Source organism: Oleidesulfovibrio vietnamensis (assembly GCF_055388115.1).
In genome coordinates, this window is sequence record NZ_AP042419.1 from 2,232,101 (window position 1) to 2,254,202 (window position 22,102).

Sequence of the window (22,102 nt, forward strand, 5' to 3'; positions counted from 1 at the left end):
CGGCAGTAGAAAGCCGCTCCGCCCTGCCCCTCGCAAAAGACATGAATTGCTGTTACCATCAACGCACAATCGTTTTGAAAACAATAAAAAATTATGAATAATACCATGCATAAAAAACACGTTTTTTCACTGCCCCCCGCACTGCTGAACGAACAGGGAACCATGCGCAGGGTCGGGTTCGAACTGGAGTTCACAGGCGTGGAACTGGAGGATGTGGCGCAGGATGTGGCGGCGCTGTATGGCGGTGCCGTGTCGCGCCGGAGCAGCTTTGTGTACGAAATCAGCGGAACACGCTTCGGCGATTTCACACTGGAAGTGGATGCATCGCAGCTCAAAAGCGAAAAATACAAAGAATTCCTTGCAGATCTGGGGGTCCGGCTGGAACCGGACACAGCCCGTTCTCTCGACTCGCTGCTGCTGAAGCTTGCCTCGGTGGCGGTTCCCTTTGAGCTGGTTATGCCTCCGGTACCGCTGGACGAACTGAACGAACTGCGTCCGCTGGAAAGCATGCTGCGCAGACGGGCGGCCCGGGGCACCAGAGATTCACTGCTGTACGCATTCGCCATGCAGTTCAATCCGGAACTGCCCAGTTTCCGTCCGCAGGACATACTGGATCACATGCGGGCTTTTTTTGTGCTGCAACAGTGGCTTGAACAGGAAATCGACGTGGATATTTCGCGCCGTCTTTCCCCGTTTATCGACAGTTTTCCCGAAAAGTACGTCCGCATGGTACTGCATGCGGACTATACCCCCGACCAGAACCGGCTTATTGACGATTACCTGCGGTACAACCCCACCCGCAACCGCCCTCTGGATATGACCTGCGCTTTTGCCTTTCTGGATGCCGGACGCGTCATGAGCCGGGTTGAAGAACCCCACCTTGTAAAACCGCGCCCCACATTTCACTACCGCATGCCCGACTGCCGTATAGATGAACCGGCTTGGAGCATGGCGCTGGAATGGAACCGTTGGGTCAGCGTGGAGCAGCTGGCAGCGGACAAAACAGAGCTGCGCAGAGTGTGCGACGCGTTTCTGGCCACGCCGCCCGGCCTTGGGTGCCTGCTGAGCGAACTGGGAGAATGGCTTTCGCGATGAAACGGCCCGTGATTCTGGTTTCAACTCCCGACGCCGGCGGCATTGCCGCCTGGTGGTTCATAAAGCTGGGGGTCGCGCTTGCCGGCGGCAGAGCTTTGCGGGCCACACCTGCCAAATCTCCGCCGCTGTGCACGGCTGAAGGACTGATTGTCAGCGGCGGCTCCGATGTTTTTCCCGAACTGTACGGACAACAGCCCCAACAGAAGAAAAAAACAGGCATTCTCCCGCCGCGGCATCTGCTCAAAAGGGTTGCAGGCTCCGTTATCCTGCCGGTTTTTCTTTTTCTGCTCCGGCGCCTGCTGAGCCTGAAACAGGCTCCCCGCCATGACCGCCCGCGGGATGCACTTGAAATGTCTCTCATTACTCAGGCAGAAACGCTGGGAATGCCGGTGCTCGGCATCTGCCGGGGTATGCAGCTCATCAACGTCGTACGGGGCGGTTCACTGCATCAGAGCATCGCCGACTTTTACGAAGACGTCCGACACCCTCATACAGTGCTGCCTCACAAGCGTATTTTCATTGTCAAAGGCTCGCATCTGCAAAGCTTTTTTCCGTACACCTCGCTTAAGGTGAATGCGCTGCATCATCAGGCTGTGGACAGGCTGGGCACGGGACTTTCGGTGGCAGCCAGAGACGAAGCAGGGGTGACGCAGGCCATCATTGATGAAAAAAAGCCTTTTTTCGTCGGAGTGCAATGGCATCCGGAATACATGCCTCAGCACAATTCACAACGCAGCCTGTTCACCTGTCTTGTCCGGCACGCCCGTAACTACGGCCGGTATAAAGAAAACCATGAAACCCCTGCCCCGGAAGGCAAGCTGGACAACAGATGACACAACGGTTCATTAGCAGAGACAATCCGGCCCTGAAAACAGTACAGGATACGCGGACGGGCCTGATGTGGACGCGGGACGCATGTCTGCCGGATTTTCCCATGAGCTGGGCAGAATCGCTGGAGTACATTGAAGGTCTCAACAAGCGGCAGGAAGGTGGCTTTAACGACTGGCGGCTGCCAAACCGGCGTGAACTTTTTTCGCTCATCGATACTGCAGCCAGCAACCCCGCAGTGGCTCCCGGCAATCCGTTCCTGCGTATCTGGTCCGGCTGGTACTGGAGCAGCACCACCTTTGCCGCGCTACCGGAGTATGCATGGCGGGTGCAGTTTTCCGGCGGGCGCATGTTCTACGGCAAAAAGACAGAAGACTCTTTTCTCTGGCCTGTCAGGGGAATATCGCCAGTTCTGCACGCCACAGGGCAGCAGCAGTGTCATAACACACACGGGCATCCCGTCCCCTGCGAGGGGTCCGGGCAGGATGGAAGTCTCAGGACGGGCCTGCGCTGGGACACACGCCGTTTTTCCGCAGAAGGTGCCGGAGTGTCCGATACTGTCAGCGGTCTTTTGTGGTCACGTTGCGCCGACCTGACAGGCGGAGCAACAACTTACGCCGAAGCACTGCGGGCGGTGACACGCTTTGCTCAGGAAACCGGCAGAAACTGGCGGCTGCCGACTATTGATGAACTGGAACTGCTGACCGACTGTTCGCGTGCTTACCCGGCGCTTACCAGCGGTCACCCGTTTGATGCCGTGCGTCCGGCGTACTGGTCCTGCACATCCAGCGGTTACGAAAAAGGCTGGCAGTATTGCCTGTATATGGAAAAAGGAGCCGTGGGTGTGGGGCACGCCGCTGCGCCTGAATTTCATGTCTGGCCGGTCTGCTCCCTTCCGTAGTCTTCGCTTTCATCCCCCGCTCTGCCCCCTGACCGGTTACCGTCCGCCGCAAAGGCATCTGCCACAAAGGCCCTGCATTGACAGCAGGCAGCCGGAGCGTGCTATAATGCAATGTCATTCTGACACAAAACAGCACGCCGTTTACGGCAGGAGCCGGCAATGAAAAACATTCTGATACTTAATGCACATGAATATTACAGTTTTTCTCAGGGAAAGCTGAACGGATCTCTGGTGGAAATCGCCCGGAGCACACTTACTGCCAACGGATATTCCGTACAGAAAACGACCATGACGGATGCCTATGACGTGGATACCGAGCTGGAGAAACACCGTACGGCGGATGCCGTCATTGTCCAGTCGCCGGTCAACTGGATGGGCATGCCGTGGAGCTTTAAAAAATATATGGATCTGGTCTATACGGCGGGAACTGACGGACGGCTGTGCAACGGCGACGGCAGAACACGCAAAGACCCTGCCCGCCAGTATGGTTCCGGCGGTACCATGACGGGGAAAAAATATCTTCTTTCCCTGACATTCAATGCTCCGGCAGACGCATTCGGTGATCCGGCGCAGAAATTCTTTGAGGGAAAAAGCGTGGATGATCTTTTCTGGCCCATGCACCTGAATTTCCGTTTTTTCGGCATGGAGCCACTGCCCACGTTCAGTTGTCATGATGTGGTGAAAAATCCGGAAACTCTGAACGACCTGTCACGCTACGAAGCGCATATCAGGACGCACTTCCCCGCCATCCGCCCGTAACGATAAGAGCACACCGGCAGCCGCTTTTCCGCCGCTGCCGGTGTGCTCTTATCAACAGCTCCGCAAGGCCGTTTTTTTCAGCCTGTTCCTGCGTGCCGTACTGTACGCTGCACTGTACGCTGCCGCAACACGGCTTTATTCCCGCGTTGCTCCCAGCCGCTGCCAATGACTGTACAGCGCTTCGTCATCAAGGTTTTTACCGATGACAACCACAAAGGGCTTTCCCTCAAAGCCACCCAACAGTTCAAAATCCGTCCTGCCAGCCACATGCTGGACCAGCAGACTCTCCCGCAGGTCTGCGTCCTGCCCTGCCGAGGTTACTATCCCCTTGATGCGGAACGGTTGCCCCGGGCATTGCTGCACAGCCTGCCGCAGCTGCTCCCGCGAAACGGGGCGCGGCATGAAAAAACGTACAGCGCCATAGCCTTCGTGTCTGTGGTCGGCATGCGCCGCGGGTACGGCCGGCATCAGGCCGCTGCCGCTTCTGCCTTCGCCGGCATCCATAAACAGTGCGGGATGCACGCTGCCGAACTCCGTCGTATGAATCATTGCTCTGGGGTTAAGGCCCTGCACAGCGTCCTTCAGGGCGGCAACGGCTTGCGGCCCGGCCACATCACATTTATTACACACGACGACATCTGCCCCCCGTATCTGGTCGCGGGCGACTTCGCTGTCAGACAGCGTCGAAATTCCGTTTGCGGCATCCACAACGGTTACCATGCATTCCAGCCGCACAAGCTCACGCAGCGAGCCCATTTCCTCCAGCAGGTTCAGCGGATTGGCAAGTCCTGTTGTTTCCAGCAGAATCACCTGAGGGTTGAAACGCGCTGTCAGATCACGCACGCCCGCAGCCAGACTGCCTGCCAGAGTGCAGCACACACAGCCTTCATCCAGTGCCAGAACAGACGCGGAATCGCCCAGCAGATGCCCGTCGACGCCGGTAGCCCCCATTTCATTCTGAATAACAGCCACAAAGCGTTCGCGGGCACGGTGGTATTCTATGCAGTTGTTGAGAAAAGTTGTTTTTCCGGACCCCAGAAAACCGCTGACCACCACAAGGGCAGGTCGCCTGTCGTTGAGCACCGGATGCATGCGGCCGCAGGCTTCCGATTCAAGATCATGCGCCACCCAGCAGGGGGCCGCCGCCACTTCTTCCGGCATGTTTTCTTTCTGCACGTTGCAGTCAGTGCAGGCAACATATGACAACACCTCTGCGCCCGGCTGAGGGCCCGCGTCAATGTCTGCAGTCAGACTGCCGACGTTACCCCAGACAAGCAGTTCGCCGGTACGACGCCCGGCATCGGCTCCTTCCGCCCGCTCGTCAAGCCTGACACTGCCGTCAGCCAGTCTGTGCCGCAGTCCGCAGCCATACTCCGTGCGCGAAAAAAACACAGGGGCTTCCTGCAGACATGCAGAAAGAGCCGCGCCCAGCACATCATAAATCCTTCTGGACAACAGCAGCGCAGGCAGGTCTTCTTCCAGCCCGCCCGGCTCAACCACCCAGCCGGTTTCTTCACTGTACAATCCGGCATCGCAGCGTATCCGCAGCCTGTTTTCAGCCACAAGCCGCAAACCGAAAGCCGCAGGCACGGAACCATACAGAACATCCAGTGTTCCGGTTCGGAACAGCCCCGCAAAATCAGGATCGGTGGCAAAGCCGCGCACCCGTGCCGCATAGGCCGTATGTTGCGTCAGTACAGCAGCATCAAGCCGCATGGCATCACACAGCTGCTCGTCCGCATGGGGGAAATAATAAATACCGAACCGCGCCTGCTGAGTGCAGCCCGAAGAGCATACTTCTTCGCATGCCAGCCCGAACACTCCCGGCATATCAGCCACACGGCAGGTAAAAGCCCCTTCCGCCCCCTGACAGCGGGCCAGCCCGAGCCAGCGCACCAGCCGCCTGAAGCGGTCATCACGGCAGGCTACGGCAATGGCATTGGCCGGCAGAGCACACAACTGGCCGGCTGTGGCTGCCCCGCCCGATGGCGGCATGAAAAAATCTGTAAGCATAACGAAACCCGAAAACGGGCGGAGCATATGCCCCGCCCGGTTACACAGCCTAGAAGGTAATGGTATCGCCGTTGCCCAGATAATCAGGCGAAGACGAACGGAACCGCGCCGACCCGCGTACCACGGGATAGCCGCGCTCTATGAACTTTCTGGCGGTCAGGTGGCCGGTGCAATGGTTGCAGCCGATGCGGTCGAAGTTCCACTTGCCCAGCGAGATCACCAGATCGTCGTACTTGGGATCCCAGTCTTCGAAGGGCGATATGTGCAGTCCGCCGTAGATGCCGTAGAACTTGTCATTATCGTATTTAAGGTCGGTATAGGCAAAGTCGGCCATCTGCAGAATGCCCTGATGGCAGCAACCCGAGATGAGCACAAGGCCTTTGTCCTTCACATTGAAGGCCAGAGACGTTTCGCCGAACACGCGGTTGATGATGGGCACATCGAACTTCACCACTGCCATGCCCGGCATGACCTGATGCAAGGGTTCCTTCTGTATGAAAGGTGTTCCCTTGTACCCGCTGTCCTTTATGTACTGCAGCCCTTCTTTGTAAAAGCCGTCGTGTATGTACAGCGGAATACGGTTGTCATACTTCATGGTGACGGGCAGTCCCCAGAAATGATCCCAGTGTTCATGCGAAATGAACAGCCCCTCAATCTGCCGGGCCTCAAGCATCTTGTCGATGCCTTCCCGCTTGAAGCTCTTATCCATCCATTCGTAGGACCAGCCGCTGTCCAGCAGGTAATTATGCTTTGTGCCGTCCAGAGCTTCCACTTCCAGCAGGCATGAAAAACCGCCGGGGTTTTCGGGGTGCAGAGCCAGCTTGCGCTGGATATCCCACGCTTTTTCCAGATCATGGGGAATAAGATCTTTGATGCTTGCCAGACCGGAATCATACGAACCCTTTGCAGTGCCTTTACCATTGGCAAAAGGTGCCCAGTTAAGCGTGTACTGGTTTACCAGCAGGCCGCCGGCAGCATGAATGTCTCCGATCAGGTCAGCATTGCTGAACCAGCTTGTCTCGGAAATGTTCACAACTTTCACGCTGCGCACAGCACCGAAATCATGAAACTTTCTTTCCGACTTGGGCAGTCTGTCGTAGGCCGCACCGGTATAGGAATAAAGGCCCATGGAGGCAAAGGCACCAGCGCAGACACCGGTGGCCACACCTTTCACAAAGTCGCGCCGGCTCATATTGTTTTCTTTCATCATATACTCCTGCGCTTTCCTTTATTTAATTATCTGCACGGTCTGCCCTATCCACGGCAGGACACCCACCACTACGGCATACAGCCCCACACCGCAGGCAATGCCCACGGCAAGGCCTTTTGCCAGAGCAGGCGACCAGCGAACATCACTGGCAACCTTTTCGTCTTCCACTTCCTGCAGTTCTTCAGCTGTTCTGGGCACAGCCTTCCATCCCGGCCAGCCGTCCATGAACCAGACGTTGATCAAAAAGATATTGATGAGCCAGATCATGGGAATCATGGGGAACTGCTGCGGATGCGAAAAGCCCTTCTGCGTTCCCAGGAAAAGGTGCGACGTTTTGTAGTAGACAACGTATACCAGTACGGCCAGCGCAGCGGTCAGGAACGTGCGGATGCACACCCGTACCGGACGGCTGAAGTTGTTGGGCCAGTTGCCGCAGTAGAAATTAAGAAACAGGGTGGGTACCAGCCAGAAAATGGCCATTTCACCCACATGCAGCCAGCGCCAGTCAGGTGCGGCCAGACGGCGCGTACCGCGTACGGTTTGGCCCCATACAAGATCCTGCGCGTAGTACAGGAAAAAGCACAGTGCCAGAGCTATCAGAATAATACCGAAGAAGGATGCGGTGCGGCGCAGCCAGTCGGTTTTGATCAGGTTAAAGGGATACCTTTCCCAGATGGTTTCAAACTGCCAGACAACAACAGTGCAGCACATGATCCACGCAATGTGGAAGTTGCCTGAAACCGTATTGGCAAAAGTTTCCCAGTACGGCGGGGTAATGGCTGTGTACTGCTGCCACGGGTAGAACAAGATGGCCATGTGTGAGTGCATGGTCACAAAATAGACAACCATGCTCAGGAAGAACGTCACGACCATTATGGTAAGCCCCTTGGCCGGCTGCTTCAGCTTGTTCCACGGAGCCCCCTCGCAGGCGACCACCCAGCTGGGTGAAAGCCACGAAGCAATGGCTGCAAACATCATGATGGCTTCAGTTGCGTATTCAAGGGCATAAAACTCGGTGATTCCCATTTCTTCAAGCCGCGAAGGGTTGAAATACGCTATGCCGTAGTTACCCAGCAGTTCGATGAAAAAGCCCTTGATAAGCACAAACATGGCGGCCACACTTACCAGTGTGAGCACCGTTCCCTTGACGACGGGATGCGTACGCTCCAGCCACGACCGTTTAAACGGCCAGAAGTCGAAAATATACGCAAGCCAGATGAAAAGAATGAGCATCCAGCGGCAGACCATATAGCCCACATACGGCGTATAAAGACGGAATACGCCCCGCGGGTCCTGAAAAATCCACCACGTGATGTAAAAAAACACCGCCATCACAAGCGTGTTGACCAGAGCAGGCCACGGTCCGCTCCAGCGTTTGACCAGCCTGCGGCTCTCAAGATACAGTATACCGGTGCTGTCCTTGTCCATAAGGAACTCCCCTGCGGAAAACGGCACTTGTGTCGGGGCCAGACTTGGCGGTCGCCCCGGCACTCCTTCAGCCGTCTGCCGCATCATTAGACGTTACCTCTGAAGAAAACCTTCTCACCAACTCTTCGGGTGCCAGCGTTGCGGGATCAACTCCGGCCCCCATGGCCCGCAGATAGGCCCTGCGCAACGCATCCGCATCCTGCGCTGCTCCGCCATCTGCAGACCCTGTTGCGGCAGGAGGGGCGGCTGTGCCCTTCCAGAACCGCAAAAATTTTCTGCGCGTCATCATCAGTTCCGCTCTCCGCCGTTTTTCTGCCACAGCATTCTGCCAAATGCGTCAAGGCTGCCTGCCGCGCACCGGGATGCCAGAGCCACATCGTGCCGGCGCATGGCCTGCAGCATTTCCACATGCTCTGCAAAAAACTGCTGCAAGGCCGCAGGAGCCAGTTCCGGCAGATTCTCAAACCCGCCTGCCGCGCCGGAGCGGGCAATACTGCCCATGGCCGCGCACAGCAGACTGTTTCCCGTTATTTCAGCCAGTGCGCTGTAAAATGCCGTCAGCCCCCGCCACGCATCCAGCGGGCTGCGGTCTACCAGAGCCCTGCCCAGCCGGGCCGTGATACGCTCCGCATGTTCATGTTCAGACACGCCTGCAACCCGGCACACGCGCTCCACAAGAGCCGGACCAAGAGTGACCAGCGCGTCCAGTGCTTCGGCGGGTCCGGTCCGCCCGCCGTCCGGTGACGGGTGGTTCTGCCTGCACAGGTAGGCACCGCTGCGCATGCGGATTTCCACCAGACCTCTTGCCGACAGTGCCGCCAGCGCCTCACGCACGGTATTTCTGCTGCAGCCCAGCCTCTCAGCCAGTGCGCGTTCACCCGGCAGTCTTTCTCCGGGCCTGACAGCGCTGTTGCTGACCAGTTTCAGAATCTCTTCGGCAACCTGATATGCTGCTCTCTGCACCTCTGGTCCCACCAATTCTTTTTGTTGTTCTGTCGTCATGTTGTTGATTGAAAGCTACGTCTGTGATCATTCGCTGACAACAAGGAAAAACCACAAAAAACCAAACTGGCCCATCCAGTGAAACAATCTGGTACCACCGTTCATTGCCGCCTTTTCCCATACGCATAAAAAAACACCACAGATAACATCCGTGGTGTTCACACCGGCGCCTGCCACTAAGCCGCCGGCCGCGTTGCAAAGGCAACCGCGTATAAAAGCATATATAGTCCGCCCCCGTCTGATGACAGGCTGTGCGATGCCTATATGCCTCCGCCAGCTCAGTCCAGCCGCTTCAGGGTCTGAGCAAGAAGTCTGACCACCTCCTTGCAGGCGGGTGCGCCGTCGGCGGAAAAAGCCTCGCTGCGGGTAGAACAGTAAATCAGCACATATTTCAGAGTATCCCCGGCATAGAACGGTTCGGCATAATAAGAGTGAATACCGCCGGGAATGAACAGAGCCCAGTCAATGGGCCGTATGCTGCGTGCAGTTTCATCGACCACAAGATAAGGCAGGTTGTAACGGACAATATTCTCTGCGATGGACCCTCTGTAGGGGTAGGCCGTACCGGGCTCCATGCCGTCAAAAGGAGCTCCCGCCCCTGTCACTTCAACTTTATCGTCGGCTGCGTAAATACGGGACAGCATAACCCCTTCCGCCTGCATACCCTGCGGCTGATGTTCCAGCACTGCGGTCAGGGCGGACATATCATCGGCTGCGCGGCTGAGGGCTTCGCGCAGCGCGGCGGAAACAGGGCTGGAAACGGGCGCTGCCTCTGCAGGCTGCACCGCAGGTGTAAGACTGACCCACAGATAATTATGGCCTTCACGGGAGACGGGACGCAGCTGCGCCCGGCAACACATGCGCATGCCGCCGTTGCCCGCCAAGGTGAGTGCCCCCCGCCATGATGCGTGAAAAATAAGGTGCTCGTATATGCTGCGCCTGTACTGCTCTCCTGTTCCCTCCAGCATCGTTTCAAACGAAGGAAAGTCGGCAGCTGCAGCATACCCGAAGCATACACATGCCGCAGCATTGGCGGCCTGTACATTTTTTGTCGTGAAATCAACAAGAAGAGCCGGGCTGTCGAGCAATTCCATACTGCCCGCCAGCAGGCTGTCCGCCCCTCTTTCCATCATGGACTCCACCAGAGAGGTGCATTCCGCAGCCAGCCCCACGTACCCGAAAGACTCGTCAGGTGCGGGCATTCCCATCAGCACCAGCCAGTGCCAGTTGCCTGCATCGTCATGCACACGAAAGGACACTGAACATGGCTGGAGAACCCGCACCGCATCAAGCGCTCCGCGAAACACACTGAAGTCGTCAGGGTGCACCAGAGCCTGCGCCAGAGACATATTGCGCAGCATGAGAGGTATCTTGCCGTTAAGCCCCGCAACCTTATGATCATTAAAAAATATCATCTCGTTACGCACGGTATCCACATGCCACATCAGCGCCGGCAGCGCATCCAGATAGGCTGCCAGCGTCTGCTGCAGTTGTTTCACACTGCGCGCAGTCTTGTCATAGCGTATTTCCACACTGATTCTCCCGTCACATGCCCGTATGCCCTGCGGCAGCGTCCTTTTTGCCGTGCTAACCCCGGTGCAGGTCAACAGCGCCGAAAAAGAAAAAAGCCTGCAGAATCCCCTGCAAGCCGTCTATCTGTGCCGCATAACCGACCTGACCGGCGCACAGCCGCAACCGGCACAGCTGCGTCAGTAACCATTCACAGCCCACATACTGCGCCCCTTGTTTTTTGGCAACCGGCCCCCGCGTGCCCCCGCAGTGAAAAAACGAGCGATATAACCACGCAACACGCTGTTTAAAAACAGAAAATACTAAAAGAATACGGACACAAAAAAAGCAATGACCGGCCTGTATGACCAGTCATCGCACGGAGTCCGCAGACTACAGGCTTACACCTGAACAGACTGAAGCAGCAGGTCCACCAGATAAAACGCCTGCAGTCACATGCCTGCAGTGTGACGCAGGCAGTACCGGCCTTTTGACACATCTTTGGGCAATACGCCGAAATTCTCTTTAAAGATCCGGCTGAAGTGCCCGAGACTGCTATACCCCACACTGACAGCAGCTTCAGTGACGTTCATCTCGCCTGATTCGATGCACCGTCTGGCATTTTCCAGACGTTTTTTCTTTATATACGAATAAACAGAGTCACCGGTATATTCTTTGAAGCAGGATTTCAGCTTGCTTGCACTCATGCCCAGCCGGCTTGCCAGTCCGGAAATGCATGGCGGATCCTCCAGATCTTCAGCAATAATCTCCACCGCACTGGCCATTTTTCTTATTTCCGCCACAGTTAACGGCTTTCTGCCCTGCGCATTGCGAGCCACAAGAAAGCTGTGCAGCAGCTCTATGGTTTTCGCTTCCAGAAAGAGCTTGCGTAAAGCGTCCACAGAGCCGGCCATCAGCACCTGTTTCACGCCTTCCATTTCCTGCGCCGTCATCTGGCCGAATTCAAGAATAGTGGCATCGGCACCGCCTTTGAGCAGCCGGTTCAACCCTTCGTGTGTAACCGGTTCATCCTCAAACATTGAGCGCAGTGCATCAATACGCACCGAAATTCCCACGCCCTGAATGCATGTATCGGGCGGATAGAGGCTCTGCCACGAATCGCCGGGCAGATGGAACATGCCGACATTGCCCTTGCCGGTACTCAATTTGCGCCCCCCCAGAAGCACATGCCACGACCCGCTTACACAAAAGCCGACATCCAGCATGCCGTCCTGCTGAACGTAAGAAAAAGAAATGTCTCTGCCCCGCCCTGTGCGCTGGCAAAAGGTAGTCAAAGAAAAATTACTGAAGCCGGTTGTTTCAACCTTTGAACATACTCTCTCTTGTATCATTTCCACTTCCTCTGTTCTGCTGGCCTATATACGGTCGATTAGCGAAAATGATTTTCAATGTCAACAAAGACTGAAAAGAACATTACACGGTAACGTTTTGATTTTCAGAATATTATTTTCTGGCTCATCGCAATAAAAAACTAGCTGTTCCTTACAGCCAGTCATACGTCAACCGGCTACAGGTAACGGCAAGCTTGTCAAACCTCTTCAACGCCCAGAGGACAGTATGAACTTCGACCCTGAAAGCACTACCGGTTCCGCACCTGCGGTTTCTTTGAGCGAAAATGCACTTAAAAAGCTTCTTTCTTTATATATTAACAGCATATTTCCGCACAAAGAACCTATAGAAGAAAGCATGGCCTTTGCCCGCTACGGCCTCGCCTCTGCGGATTTGCTGAATATGACCGCAGCCATAAGCAAACAGACAGGTATGCGCCTGCCGTCAACACTGGCTTTTGACTACCCTAACATACAGCTTATGGCACGGGCGCTCTACCGCAGACAGCAACCGCAGGAACGCACCACGGAGCCGGTTGCCGCAACGCTCCGGGAAATACAGCAAAGTCCGGGCTTGCCCCGCAATATCGCGGATACTGACATTGCCGTCATCGGCATCGGGTGCCGCTTTCCCGGCGGCGCAGACTCTCCTGAAAAATACTGGGAACTTCTCTCGAACAGAGCCGATGCCATCAGTGAAATTCCGGCTGAACGCTGGGATATAGAACAATTTTATGATCCCCGACAGGGTGTTTCGGGAAAAATGAATACCAGATTCGGCGGATTCATTGACGATATTTACGGCTTTGATGCAGATTTCTTCGGCATATCACCAAGAGAAGCCAAAGCCATGGACCCTCAGCAACGCCTTGTGATGGAAGTTGCCGTACAGGCCCTCGGGAGTGCCGGACTGAACTGGCAGAAACTGGCAGGGACAGCCACAGGAGTTTTTGTCGGCGTCAGCGGCAGCGATTACGGCAGGCAGGCGCTCGTGTCTGCCGACAGCATTTCATTATACAGCGGCACGGGGTCAGCATCGTCCATCGTTGCAAACAGACTTTCATACTTCATGGGACTGCGCGGCCCCAGCATGGCTGTAGACACGGCCTGCTCCTCATCGCTGGTGGCTGTACATCTGGCCTGCCGCAGCATTATAAACAATGAGTGCGCAATCGCCATAGCCGGAGGAGTAAATGCCATCCTGACTCCTGAAATGCACATCATGTTCTCTCAGGCGGGGCTTATGGCACCTGACGGACGCTGCAAAACTTTCGACGCTTCCGCCGACGGGTATGTTCGTTCCGAAGGCTGCGGTATTGTGATTCTCAAATCATTTACCAAAGCCGTTGAAGACGGTGATCATATATGGGGAATAATCAAAGGCTCAGCAGTCAATCAGGACGGATTCAGCAGCGGACTGACCGTACCCAACGGCAGCTCTCAGGAAGAACTTCTGCGGCAGGCTCTGAAAAATGCACGATGCCTTCCGGATGCCATAGACTACATAGAGCTGCACGGAACGGGCACCGCTGTGGGCGACCCCATCGAATTTTCGGCACTGCTCAGTGTGTTCGGTAACGATTCTGCCCGCAGGACCCCGCTGGCTTTAGGCTCGGTAAAAAGCAATATCGGCCATCTGGAACAGGCAGCAGGAATAGCAGGTTTCATAAAAGTGCTGCTGTGCATGAAGCATGGATTCCTCGCGCCGAACCTGCACTTTACCCGCCCCAATCCTCATATTCCCCTTGCAGACATGCCTGCCGCCGTCGTGACTGAAAGCACCTCTCTTGATACCTTTCAACAGCCCTTCACAGCAGGTATAAGCGGATTCAGCTTTGGCGGTACAAATGCGCACATCATTGTGGAATCGTATCTTTTTGATGATAATGAAAATCAAACTCATACAAAAAACAACTCCAACGCACCTCATATCGTCTTTTTTTCAGGCAGCAGCCACAACACGCTGATGCAGCATGCAGAAGCGATGGCAGCGTATATCAGAACGGCAGACCATGCGACGCTGGGCAGCATCAGCTACACTTCCGCTGCGGGCAGAAACCATTTATCACATCGGGCTGCCATCATCAGCACCGACAAACAGGGCCTGACAAACTCGCTTGCTTCACTATTGCGCAACGAGCCAGACAATATGACCTTTACCGGGGTACGCACCGCCGGTCATCTGCCTGCGGGCATGGCCTTTACCGGACAGGGTGCACAATATTTCGGAATGGGTAGAAGCCTGTACGCAACCGAGCCTGTTTTCCGCAACAGCCTGCGGCGCTGCGCAGAAGCTCTCGCTCCTCATATGCCCGCACCGCTTATCCCTCTGATGCTCGAAGACGCTTTCAGCGCAGAGCGTATCAACGAAACAATTTTTGCCCAGCCCGCGCTCTTTGCTCTGGAATATGCCCTTGGTGAATTATGGCGGCATTGGGGATTCAGCCCAACGCTTGTGCTCGGGCACAGCATCGGTGAATTTGCAGCTGCGTATTTTGCCGGAGTTTTCAGCCTTGATGACGCCGCCATGCTTGTGGCCACCCGCGGCAGGCTCATGCAGGCGCTGCCTTCTTCGGGCGGCATGCTGGTTGTGTTTGCCGCGGCCGAAGCGCTGAAAGAAATTCTGCAACAGTACACAACATTGACCATCGCTGCGGAAAACACACCGTCAAACACTGTCGTCAGCGGCAGCCGTGAAGAGCTTTCCCGTCTGGAAGATCACCTCACGGACTCCGCCATACCTTTTACCCCGCTTGCAGTTTCCCACGCGTTCCACTCGCCCCTGATGCAGCCCATGCTCGATGATTTTATGAAGGCAGCTGACAAGGTTTCTTTCAGCCAGCCGGAAATACCCTTTCTTTCCACAGTCACAGGCACGCTGCTGACGCACGAGATAGCCTGCCCCGAATATTGGGCCAGGCACATCACCAGCCCTGTCATGTTCAGGACTGCCATGCGCAAACTGCGCCACTCCGGAACAGAAGCAATCATCGAAGCAGGGCCGGGCGCGGTTCTGTGCGGCATGTCGGCGGAATCCGGACTGCTGTGGGCGCCCACCCTGCAACGTGGGATTAATGACAGGGAACGCATCTCGGAAACACTGGCCGCCATGTTCGCCGCAGGCATCGCACTGGACTGGGAGCGTGTTTTCGGAACGGCAAAACAACGCAAAATTCATCTTCCATCATATTTTTTCGACCACACATATTACCGGCATGATGTTCCCTCCAGCGCGGCTTGCAGCCTTCCGGCAGACCGCCGGATACAGCAGCACATAGCCGGTCGTAAAAAGGAAGCACAGGCGGAACGGAATGAAAAACAGCAGACACATGATGCGCTGTCTGACGTAGTGCGTGCAGTACTGCAGTGGCCGCAGGACAAACCCCTGCCCGAAAACAGATCTTTCCTGCGGCTGGGCATTGATTCGCTTATGGCCATGCAGTTACGCAGCCATCTGCTTAAAGAGTACGCTGCAGAAATGACCCTATCAGAAATTCTGGCAGCCCCTTCGCTGGAGTGGCTGCGCTCGCAAATCGGTTCCGGAGGACAGAGTGCCTCCGGATCCGGCACCACGGCAGCCCTGCGGCACGACCCTGCAAACCGGTTCGCCGAATTTCCCCTGACAGAAGTCCAGAAAGCATACTGGATGGGACAAAATCCGGATATGCCACTGGGGGGGACATCGTGCCACGTATATGCCGAGGTGGATGTAAATAATCTGGACATAGCGCGTTTTGAGTTTGCCATACGTCTGCTCATAAAGCGCCACGACATGCTGCGGGCGAGAATACAGAAAGACGGAACCCAGCGAGTACTGCCTGAAGTTACGCCCTTTACGCTGCGTATCGACAGTCCCTCTTCAGAGCAGGAACTTGATGATCTGCTGAGGCACAAAAGGCATAAGCTGTCACAGGGGCTGCCGCAGGAAGCTGACGGCGCGCTGTTTTTCCTCTCCGCCACCAAAAAAGATACCGACGGACTGCGCATCCATGTGGTCTTCGATATGCTTGCCGGTGACGGACACAGCTTCATGATTCTGCTTGACGAGCTGGAACAGTTGTATGCAGGCAACACACCTCCAGCACCCATGCCGGAAATAACTTTCAGAGACTATGTGGCGTACAGCCGCAGCAGTGCAGAAACAAAAAATAGTGCTGCAGCGCAGGAATACTGGAACCGGAGACTGCCGGAACTGCCTGCAGGCCCCGAACTGCCGTTGGTGGCAGACCCTGCCGCCATATCCTATCCCCGCTTCGTCCGGCATAAAGGAAAGCTCTCCGCCGGTGCGTGGCAGACATTATGCGACAAGGCGTCTTCATACGGACTTACACCATCGGCAACGTTACTGGCGGCTTTCAGCAGGGTGCTCGGTGTCTGGAGCAGCACCAAACACTTCTGCCTCAACCTGACCCTGTTCAACCGCCCTGAAGAAATGCCCGACCTGCGCAATGTTGTCGGCGACTTTACAACACTGCTTCTGCTCGAAACCCATAACGCGCAGGCTCTGCCGTTCATCCGGCACGCCGATGCAGTTCAGCGCAGGCTGATGACGGACCTTGAACACAGGGAAGTCTCCACGCTGAACCTTATCCATGAGCTGAGAAAGCAGCATGACGGTAAAGCGCTGTTAACCCCCGTTGTCTTCACCAGCCTGCTGCCTCTGACTAGATCAGGCGGGCGCAGGGGCTTTTCTCCCCGCGGTGCCGACGCCCGCGTAGAGTTCTGCATATCCCAGACACCGCAGGTTTACCTTGATCATCAGGTATATGAAGAAAAGGGAGAGCTCCGTTTCAACTGGGACATAGTGGACGGCATTTTCCCTCAGGGCATGATAGAATCCATGCTGCAGGCCTATATAAACCTGCTGGAAACACTGGCAGCCACAACGCAAGCATGGGAGCAGGATTTTTCGGCCGAAGCATTGCTGCCGCCCCTGTTCATGCAGCGCATCCGCGAACTCAACACGCCGCAAGACGGACATTCAGACGACACGCTGCTCTCGCTGTTTGAAAAAACCGTGGCCGGCACTCCGGATGCGGTGGCCGTACAAACAACACAGCTTACACTGACCTATGCACAGCTCTCGGGATATGCGGACGCAATAGCTTCCATCCTGCACCGCAACGGTGTTGCGGCCGGTGCACCTGTAGCCGTCATCATGAAAAAAGGATGGGAACAGATTGCGGCGGTTCTGGGCATTGTCAGGGCCGGTGCGGCCTTTCTGCCTGTCAATACAAGCCAGCCCTCAAGCCGCCTTGCCGCAATTCTGCAGCAGGCGCAGGCGCAAATGGCACTGGTTCAGAAAGACTACAACGCTCCTGCAGACTGGCCTCAGCATATAGACAGGATAGAGGTATCGGCCGGACTGTGCAAAGCGGGCGGCAGCGGTCCCTTTGTACCGCCCGCCCCGTCCGACCTCGCCTATGTCATTTTCACCTCCGGCTCCACCGGCACCCCCAAGGGGGTCATGCAGGACCACGCCAGCGTTGTGAACACCATCACCGCGGTAAACAGCGGATATGGCATCACCTCCGAAGACGTCGTTTTCGGAGTCTCCAATCTGGACTTCGACCTTGCGGTATATGACATATTCGGCACCTTTGCCGCCGGAGGCACGCTGGTGCTGCCGGATGCGGAACAGCGCAAGGAACCTGCACACTGGCTTGAACTGATTGAACGTTTCGGCATCAGTGTATGGAACTCCACACCGCCCCTTATGCAGATGCTGACAACATACGCGGAAGCCGCCCCCCGGAGCTTGCCGCAGATAAACACGGTAATGCTGAGCGGGGACTGGATTCCCGTACCGCTGCCTGCGGCCATACACGCGCTGTTTCCTCTGGCCCGCATTTTCAGCATGGGAGGCGCCACAGAAGCGGCAATATGGTCCGTCAAATATGATACTGCGCAGCTACCGCAGGGCAGCCGTACTGTTCCTTACGGAACGCCCCTGCCCAACCAGAAACTGATGGTTCTGGACGAACAGCTTGAAATTGCTCCGGCATGGGTGACAGGCGAACTGCACATAGGCGGCAAAGGGCTTGCTCTGGGGTATCTGAATGATCCGGAAAAGACTGCCGCCCAGTTTATCAGGCATCCGCGCACAGGAGAAAGGCTGTACAAGACCGGCGATCTGGGGCGCTACCTTCCCGACGGCACCATAGAATTCATTGGACGCAAGGACGCGCAAGTCAAAATACGCGGACACAGGGTCGAACCGGGAGAAATAGAACACTGCCTGTTGCGGCATCCCGCTGTCCATAAAGCTGCCGTAATCGCAGTGGGTGACGCAGGCAAACCACGATCGCTGGCAGCGTTTGTCGTGACAACGGCCCACGATGAGCTGCGTACGTTTTTACGGAGCAACCTGCCGGAACATATGGTTCCTTCACGGATAATCGCCGTACCTGCTCTGCCGCTTACAGAAAACGGCAAACTGGACCGCAAGGCTCTGCAACGGATGATTCCGGCCAGAGAAGACCGCAATGCGGCAACGGCAGGCCCTGAACAGCAGCTTCTCGGCAGCATATGGGCCGCTGTACTTGGGCAGCAGACGGATATGGACACAAGCTTCTTTGAAGCAGGCGGGGATTCTCTGCTCGCAACACGGGTCATGGCGGATATACGCCGGCAAGCCGGAATAGAAATAAGCCTGAACACACTGTTCATGCACCCCACAATCAGAGAACTGGCCCATGTGATAGCTGAAAAGCGCGCTGAAAAAGAACAAGGCCCGGATGAGCAGCGGATGCTTACGGCAGACAGTGAAAACCGTTATGAGCCATTCCCCCTGACTGCCGTGCAACATGCCTACTGGCTGGGCCGGAACGCTTCTTTTGAACTGGGCAACGTGGCAGCCCACTTCTATTACGAAATCGACGCCACCGGTCTGGATATCGCACGGCTGTCAGCCGCATGGAACATGGTCATCAGCCGTCATGACATGCTGCGCACCATCATTCACGACAACGGTACACAGCAGGTACTGCAAACAACCGGTGCCTACAGCTTTCCTGCAACTGATTTAAGAAAGAGCGACAGCCAGACCATAGACCGGCACCTTGAAAAAGTCCGGCAGGAAATGTCCTGCCAGATGCTGGATACCAGCCGCTGGCCGCTTTTTGACATCCGCATCACCATGATGCCCGAAGACCGGTTCCGGTTGCACATTGACATTGACAACACCATCGCTGATGCGTGGAGCCTTTTCACCGTACTGAGAGAATGGGCAGACCTGTACGCCGATCCGGAAAAAAACCTGCCTCTGGCTGCAATAGGCTTCAGAGACATAGTGCTGGCTTCGCAGGCAATTACTGACACCCAGGCCCGCAACGCAGATAAACAGTACTGGCTGGAAAGACTGAAAACTCTTCCTCTGGCGCCCGAACTGCCACTTGCCGCTGATCCTTCTTCAATAGAAAAGCCCGTTTTTTCGCGCCTTAGCGACCGCCTTGCCCCGGCAAGATGGAAAAAACTGCAACAGCAGGCACAGAAGCACAATGTAACCCCCTCTGCCCTGCTCATGTGCGCATTCGGCACAGTGCTGCGCCGCTGGAGCAAGGAAGACGCATTTTCCATCAATGTGACGTTGTTCAACAGACCGTCAGTACATCCTGACATCGAAAAAGTTGTCGGGGACTTCACCTCGCTGACACTACTGGAAATGCCCGATACACGGGAAAACTTTGCCCGCACGGCACAGGCGCTGCAGCAGCAGCTGTGGACAGACATGGACCACAGCCGGTTCGACGGTGTGGAGGTAATGCGCCATCTTGCCCAGCAGCATAATCTGGGCGGCAAAGCAGTCATGCCGGTAGTGTTCACCAGCGCTCTTATGGGGTCTGCAGGGCAGGATGCCTCTGTGCTGACCAGTCTGGGAGACATGGTTTACAGCATTTTCCAGACACCGCAGGTGTGGCTTGACCATCAGGTGTATGAACACCACGGAGAACTGGTACTCAACTGGGATTCCATTGACGGACTTTTTCCGGCCGGGGTCATGCAGGACATGTTTACAAGCTACATCGGCCTGCTGAACAGCCTTGCCGACCGACAGGAGAATTGGGGTTCTGCGGAACTTGCGTTGCCGCCGGAACAGGTCAGGCGCAGAAAGCACATGAACGATACCACGGAAAAGGTTTTGCCGGTCACGCTGCATGCCCTGTTTGAAAAAAGCGCACAGAAACACGGACAGCGCCCTGCCATCAAGGCGCATGACCGCACCCTGACATATGCCGAGCTTGACCGCGAATCGGCAGCCGTTGCGGCGCTGCTGAAAGCCAGAGGAGCCGGCCCGGGGGATATTATCGCTGTCTGCATGGAAAAAGGATGGCGGCAAAGTGTCGCAATACTGGGCACAATCCGTGCAGGAGCTGCGTATCTGCCCATAGCCATGCCGCATCCGGCAAAACGCCTTGAGGCCATTCTCTGCGATGCGGGCGTAAAAGCAGTGCTTACCCGGCAGGAGCTGCAGGCAACGGCTGGCTTTGAAGCTGCTCCGGTACTGTGCCTGGAAGAGGCTGATATTTTTTCCGGAGAAAATGCCCCGCCGGCTGCGGAGTTATCTGCTGCGGCAACCGCCTACGTCATTTACACCTCAGGCTCCACAGGCCTTCCCAAAGGTGTGGTGTGCAGCCATCAGGCTGCCGCCAATACCATTCTGGACATCAATGCCCGTTTCGGCGTGTCAGAAACCGATACCGTTCTGGGTATTTCGGGTGCCGGGTTCGACCTGTCAGTTTACGACATGTTCGGCGCGTGGGCAGCGGGCGCTGCCGTGGCACTGCCCGATCAGGCCTGCGGCAACGACCCGGCAGCATGGTATGAATGCATCATCCGGACAACGGCCACCATCTGGAATTCTGCCCCTGCCCTGATGCAGATGCTGCTGTCGCATGTGACAGGCACAGCAAAAGCATTTCCTGCAAGCGTCCGCCTGACGCTGTTAAGCGGCGACTGGATATCACGCCGTATGGCGGCAGACCTGCGCAGTACGGCTCCGGACATGACTCTTGTCAGTCTGGGCGGCGCGACGGAAGCCGCCATCTGGTCGGTGCTGCACGTCATAAAAGATGTCGATTTCAGCCTCCATGCCATCCCGTACGGTACCCCCATGACCAACCAGCAGATGCACGTGCTGAATGCCGCACTGGAACCTTGCCCCGAGTGGGTGCCGGGACAACTGTACATCGGCGGCAGCGGACTGGCGGAAGGTTATCTTAACGACCGGCATAAAACGCAGGCGGCATTCATCACCCATCCTGCAACGGGAGAACGTCTGTATAAAACCGGAGACCTTGCCCGTGTAAGACCCGAAGGATTCATAGAATTTCTCGGAAGAGAAGACCAGCAGGTCAAAATAAGGGGGCACAGGGTTGAACTGGGTGAAATTGAAAACGCACTCACACTCCATCCGCAAATTAAAGAGGCGCTGATCACGCTGCACGGCGAATCCATATCCGGCAAGCGCCTGCTTGCCTACCTGACAGTACAGCAGCAGCCACCTGCAGCAGAAGAACTGCGGGACCATCTGGCTCAGGTTCTGCCTCGTTTCATGATTCCGGACCATTTCTTTTTTCTTACGGAATTCCCTGTGACCGCCAACGGCAAGATTGACCACAAGGCTCTTCCGCTTCCTTCCGAAGAACAGGCTACGCATGCCGTACAGACCGGCGGCAGCGATCTGGTGCAGGCACTGCAGGGCTATCTGGCTGCAGCTCTGGAATCACAGGCGGTGCTCCCTGATGCGAACTTCTTTGATATGGGCGTCAGTTCCTTTCATCTGGTGCAGGTACAAAACGACATCCGGAACCATCTGGGCAAAGAAGTCCAGATCATGGATTTCTTTATGTACCCGACAATTACGGAATTTACCGCCTTTCTGGAGCAGGACATCTCCGCAGTACATACGGAGCAGTCCGCATCCGCTGCCGCCGCCTCAGAAAAATCGCCGCGAAAACGTCAGGGGAAACGCCGGAACACAAGGTAGCCAGTTCCCTGCCGGACGGG

Annotated in this window: 12 protein-coding genes; 5 read left to right on the plus strand and 7 right to left on the minus strand. The window is 56.1% G+C overall.

The window, feature by feature from the left end; all coding sequences use genetic code 11:
• Positions 1-105 precede the first annotated feature (105 nt).
• From ACZ5D1_RS10080 to ACZ5D1_RS10095, 4 genes are all read left to right on the plus strand, one after another.
• Positions 106-1,095 carry an amidoligase family protein gene (locus ACZ5D1_RS10080; RefSeq protein WP_162147945.1) on the plus strand — a complete coding sequence of 330 codons (990 nt, stop codon included), beginning with the start codon at positions 106-108 and terminating at the stop codon, positions 1,093-1,095.
• Between the two features lie 8 nt (positions 1,096-1,103).
• Positions 1,104-1,928: a gamma-glutamyl-gamma-aminobutyrate hydrolase family protein gene (locus ACZ5D1_RS10085; protein WP_464554798.1), complete on the plus strand. Its 825-nt coding sequence runs from the start codon at positions 1,104-1,106 to the stop codon at positions 1,926-1,928.
• On the plus strand, positions 1,925-2,824 hold the full coding sequence (locus tag ACZ5D1_RS10090; RefSeq protein WP_464554800.1) for an Lcl C-terminal domain-containing protein: 900 nt from the start codon (positions 1,925-1,927) through the stop codon (positions 2,822-2,824). The genes ACZ5D1_RS10085 and ACZ5D1_RS10090 overlap by 4 nt, the downstream gene beginning before the upstream one ends.
• Before the next feature lie 159 nt (positions 2,825-2,983).
• Positions 2,984-3,583: an NAD(P)H-dependent oxidoreductase gene (locus ACZ5D1_RS10095; RefSeq protein ID WP_464554801.1), complete on the plus strand. Its 600-nt coding sequence runs from the start codon at positions 2,984-2,986 to the stop codon at positions 3,581-3,583.
• A 135-nt stretch (positions 3,584-3,718) separates the two neighbouring features.
• Here the strand turns inward: ACZ5D1_RS10095 and ACZ5D1_RS10100 are convergent, their stop codons facing one another.
• The 7 genes from ACZ5D1_RS10100 to ACZ5D1_RS10130 all read right to left on the minus strand — a co-directional run bounded on the left by ACZ5D1_RS10100 (position 3,719) and on the right by ACZ5D1_RS10130 (position 11,971).
• Positions 3,719-5,596, minus strand: coding sequence for a CobW family GTP-binding protein (locus tag ACZ5D1_RS10100; RefSeq protein ID WP_464554803.1), 1,878 nt, complete (start codon positions 5,594-5,596; stop codon positions 3,719-3,721).
• Between the two features lie 49 nt (positions 5,597-5,645).
• On the minus strand, positions 5,646-6,803 hold the full coding sequence (locus tag ACZ5D1_RS10105; protein WP_011367568.1) for an MBL fold metallo-hydrolase: 1,158 nt from the start codon (positions 6,801-6,803) through the stop codon (positions 5,646-5,648).
• Positions 6,804-6,824: 21 nt separating this feature from the next.
• On the minus strand, positions 6,825-8,234 hold the full coding sequence (locus ACZ5D1_RS10110; RefSeq protein ID WP_041276860.1) for a hypothetical protein: 1,410 nt from the start codon (positions 8,232-8,234) through the stop codon (positions 6,825-6,827).
• 67 nt (positions 8,235-8,301) lie between these two features.
• Positions 8,302-8,523, minus strand: coding sequence for a hypothetical protein (locus tag ACZ5D1_RS10115; RefSeq protein WP_273195180.1), 222 nt, complete (start codon positions 8,521-8,523; stop codon positions 8,302-8,304).
• On the minus strand, positions 8,523-9,197 hold the full coding sequence (locus ACZ5D1_RS10120) for a FadR/GntR family transcriptional regulator (RefSeq protein WP_464554804.1): 675 nt from the start codon (positions 9,195-9,197) through the stop codon (positions 8,523-8,525). The genes ACZ5D1_RS10115 and ACZ5D1_RS10120 overlap by 1 nt, the downstream gene beginning before the upstream one ends.
• Positions 9,198-9,514: 317 nt before the next feature.
• Positions 9,515-10,768 (minus strand): hypothetical protein, encoded by a 1,254-nt coding sequence (locus ACZ5D1_RS10125; RefSeq protein ID WP_051363837.1) that lies wholly within the window; start codon positions 10,766-10,768, stop codon positions 9,515-9,517.
• Between the two features lie 429 nt (positions 10,769-11,197).
• The gene (locus tag ACZ5D1_RS10130) at positions 11,198-11,971 is read right to left on the minus strand and encodes an AraC family transcriptional regulator (RefSeq protein WP_464554806.1); all 774 of its coding nucleotides are present in this window, start codon (positions 11,969-11,971) and stop codon (positions 11,198-11,200) included.
• A 352-nt stretch (positions 11,972-12,323) separates the two neighbouring features.
• Here ACZ5D1_RS10130 and ACZ5D1_RS10135 point away from each other — a divergent pair, with 352 nt between their 5' ends.
• On the plus strand, positions 12,324-22,082 hold the full coding sequence (locus ACZ5D1_RS10135) for an amino acid adenylation domain-containing protein (protein ID WP_464554807.1): 9,759 nt from the start codon (positions 12,324-12,326) through the stop codon (positions 22,080-22,082).
• Positions 22,083-22,102 lie beyond the last annotated feature (20 nt).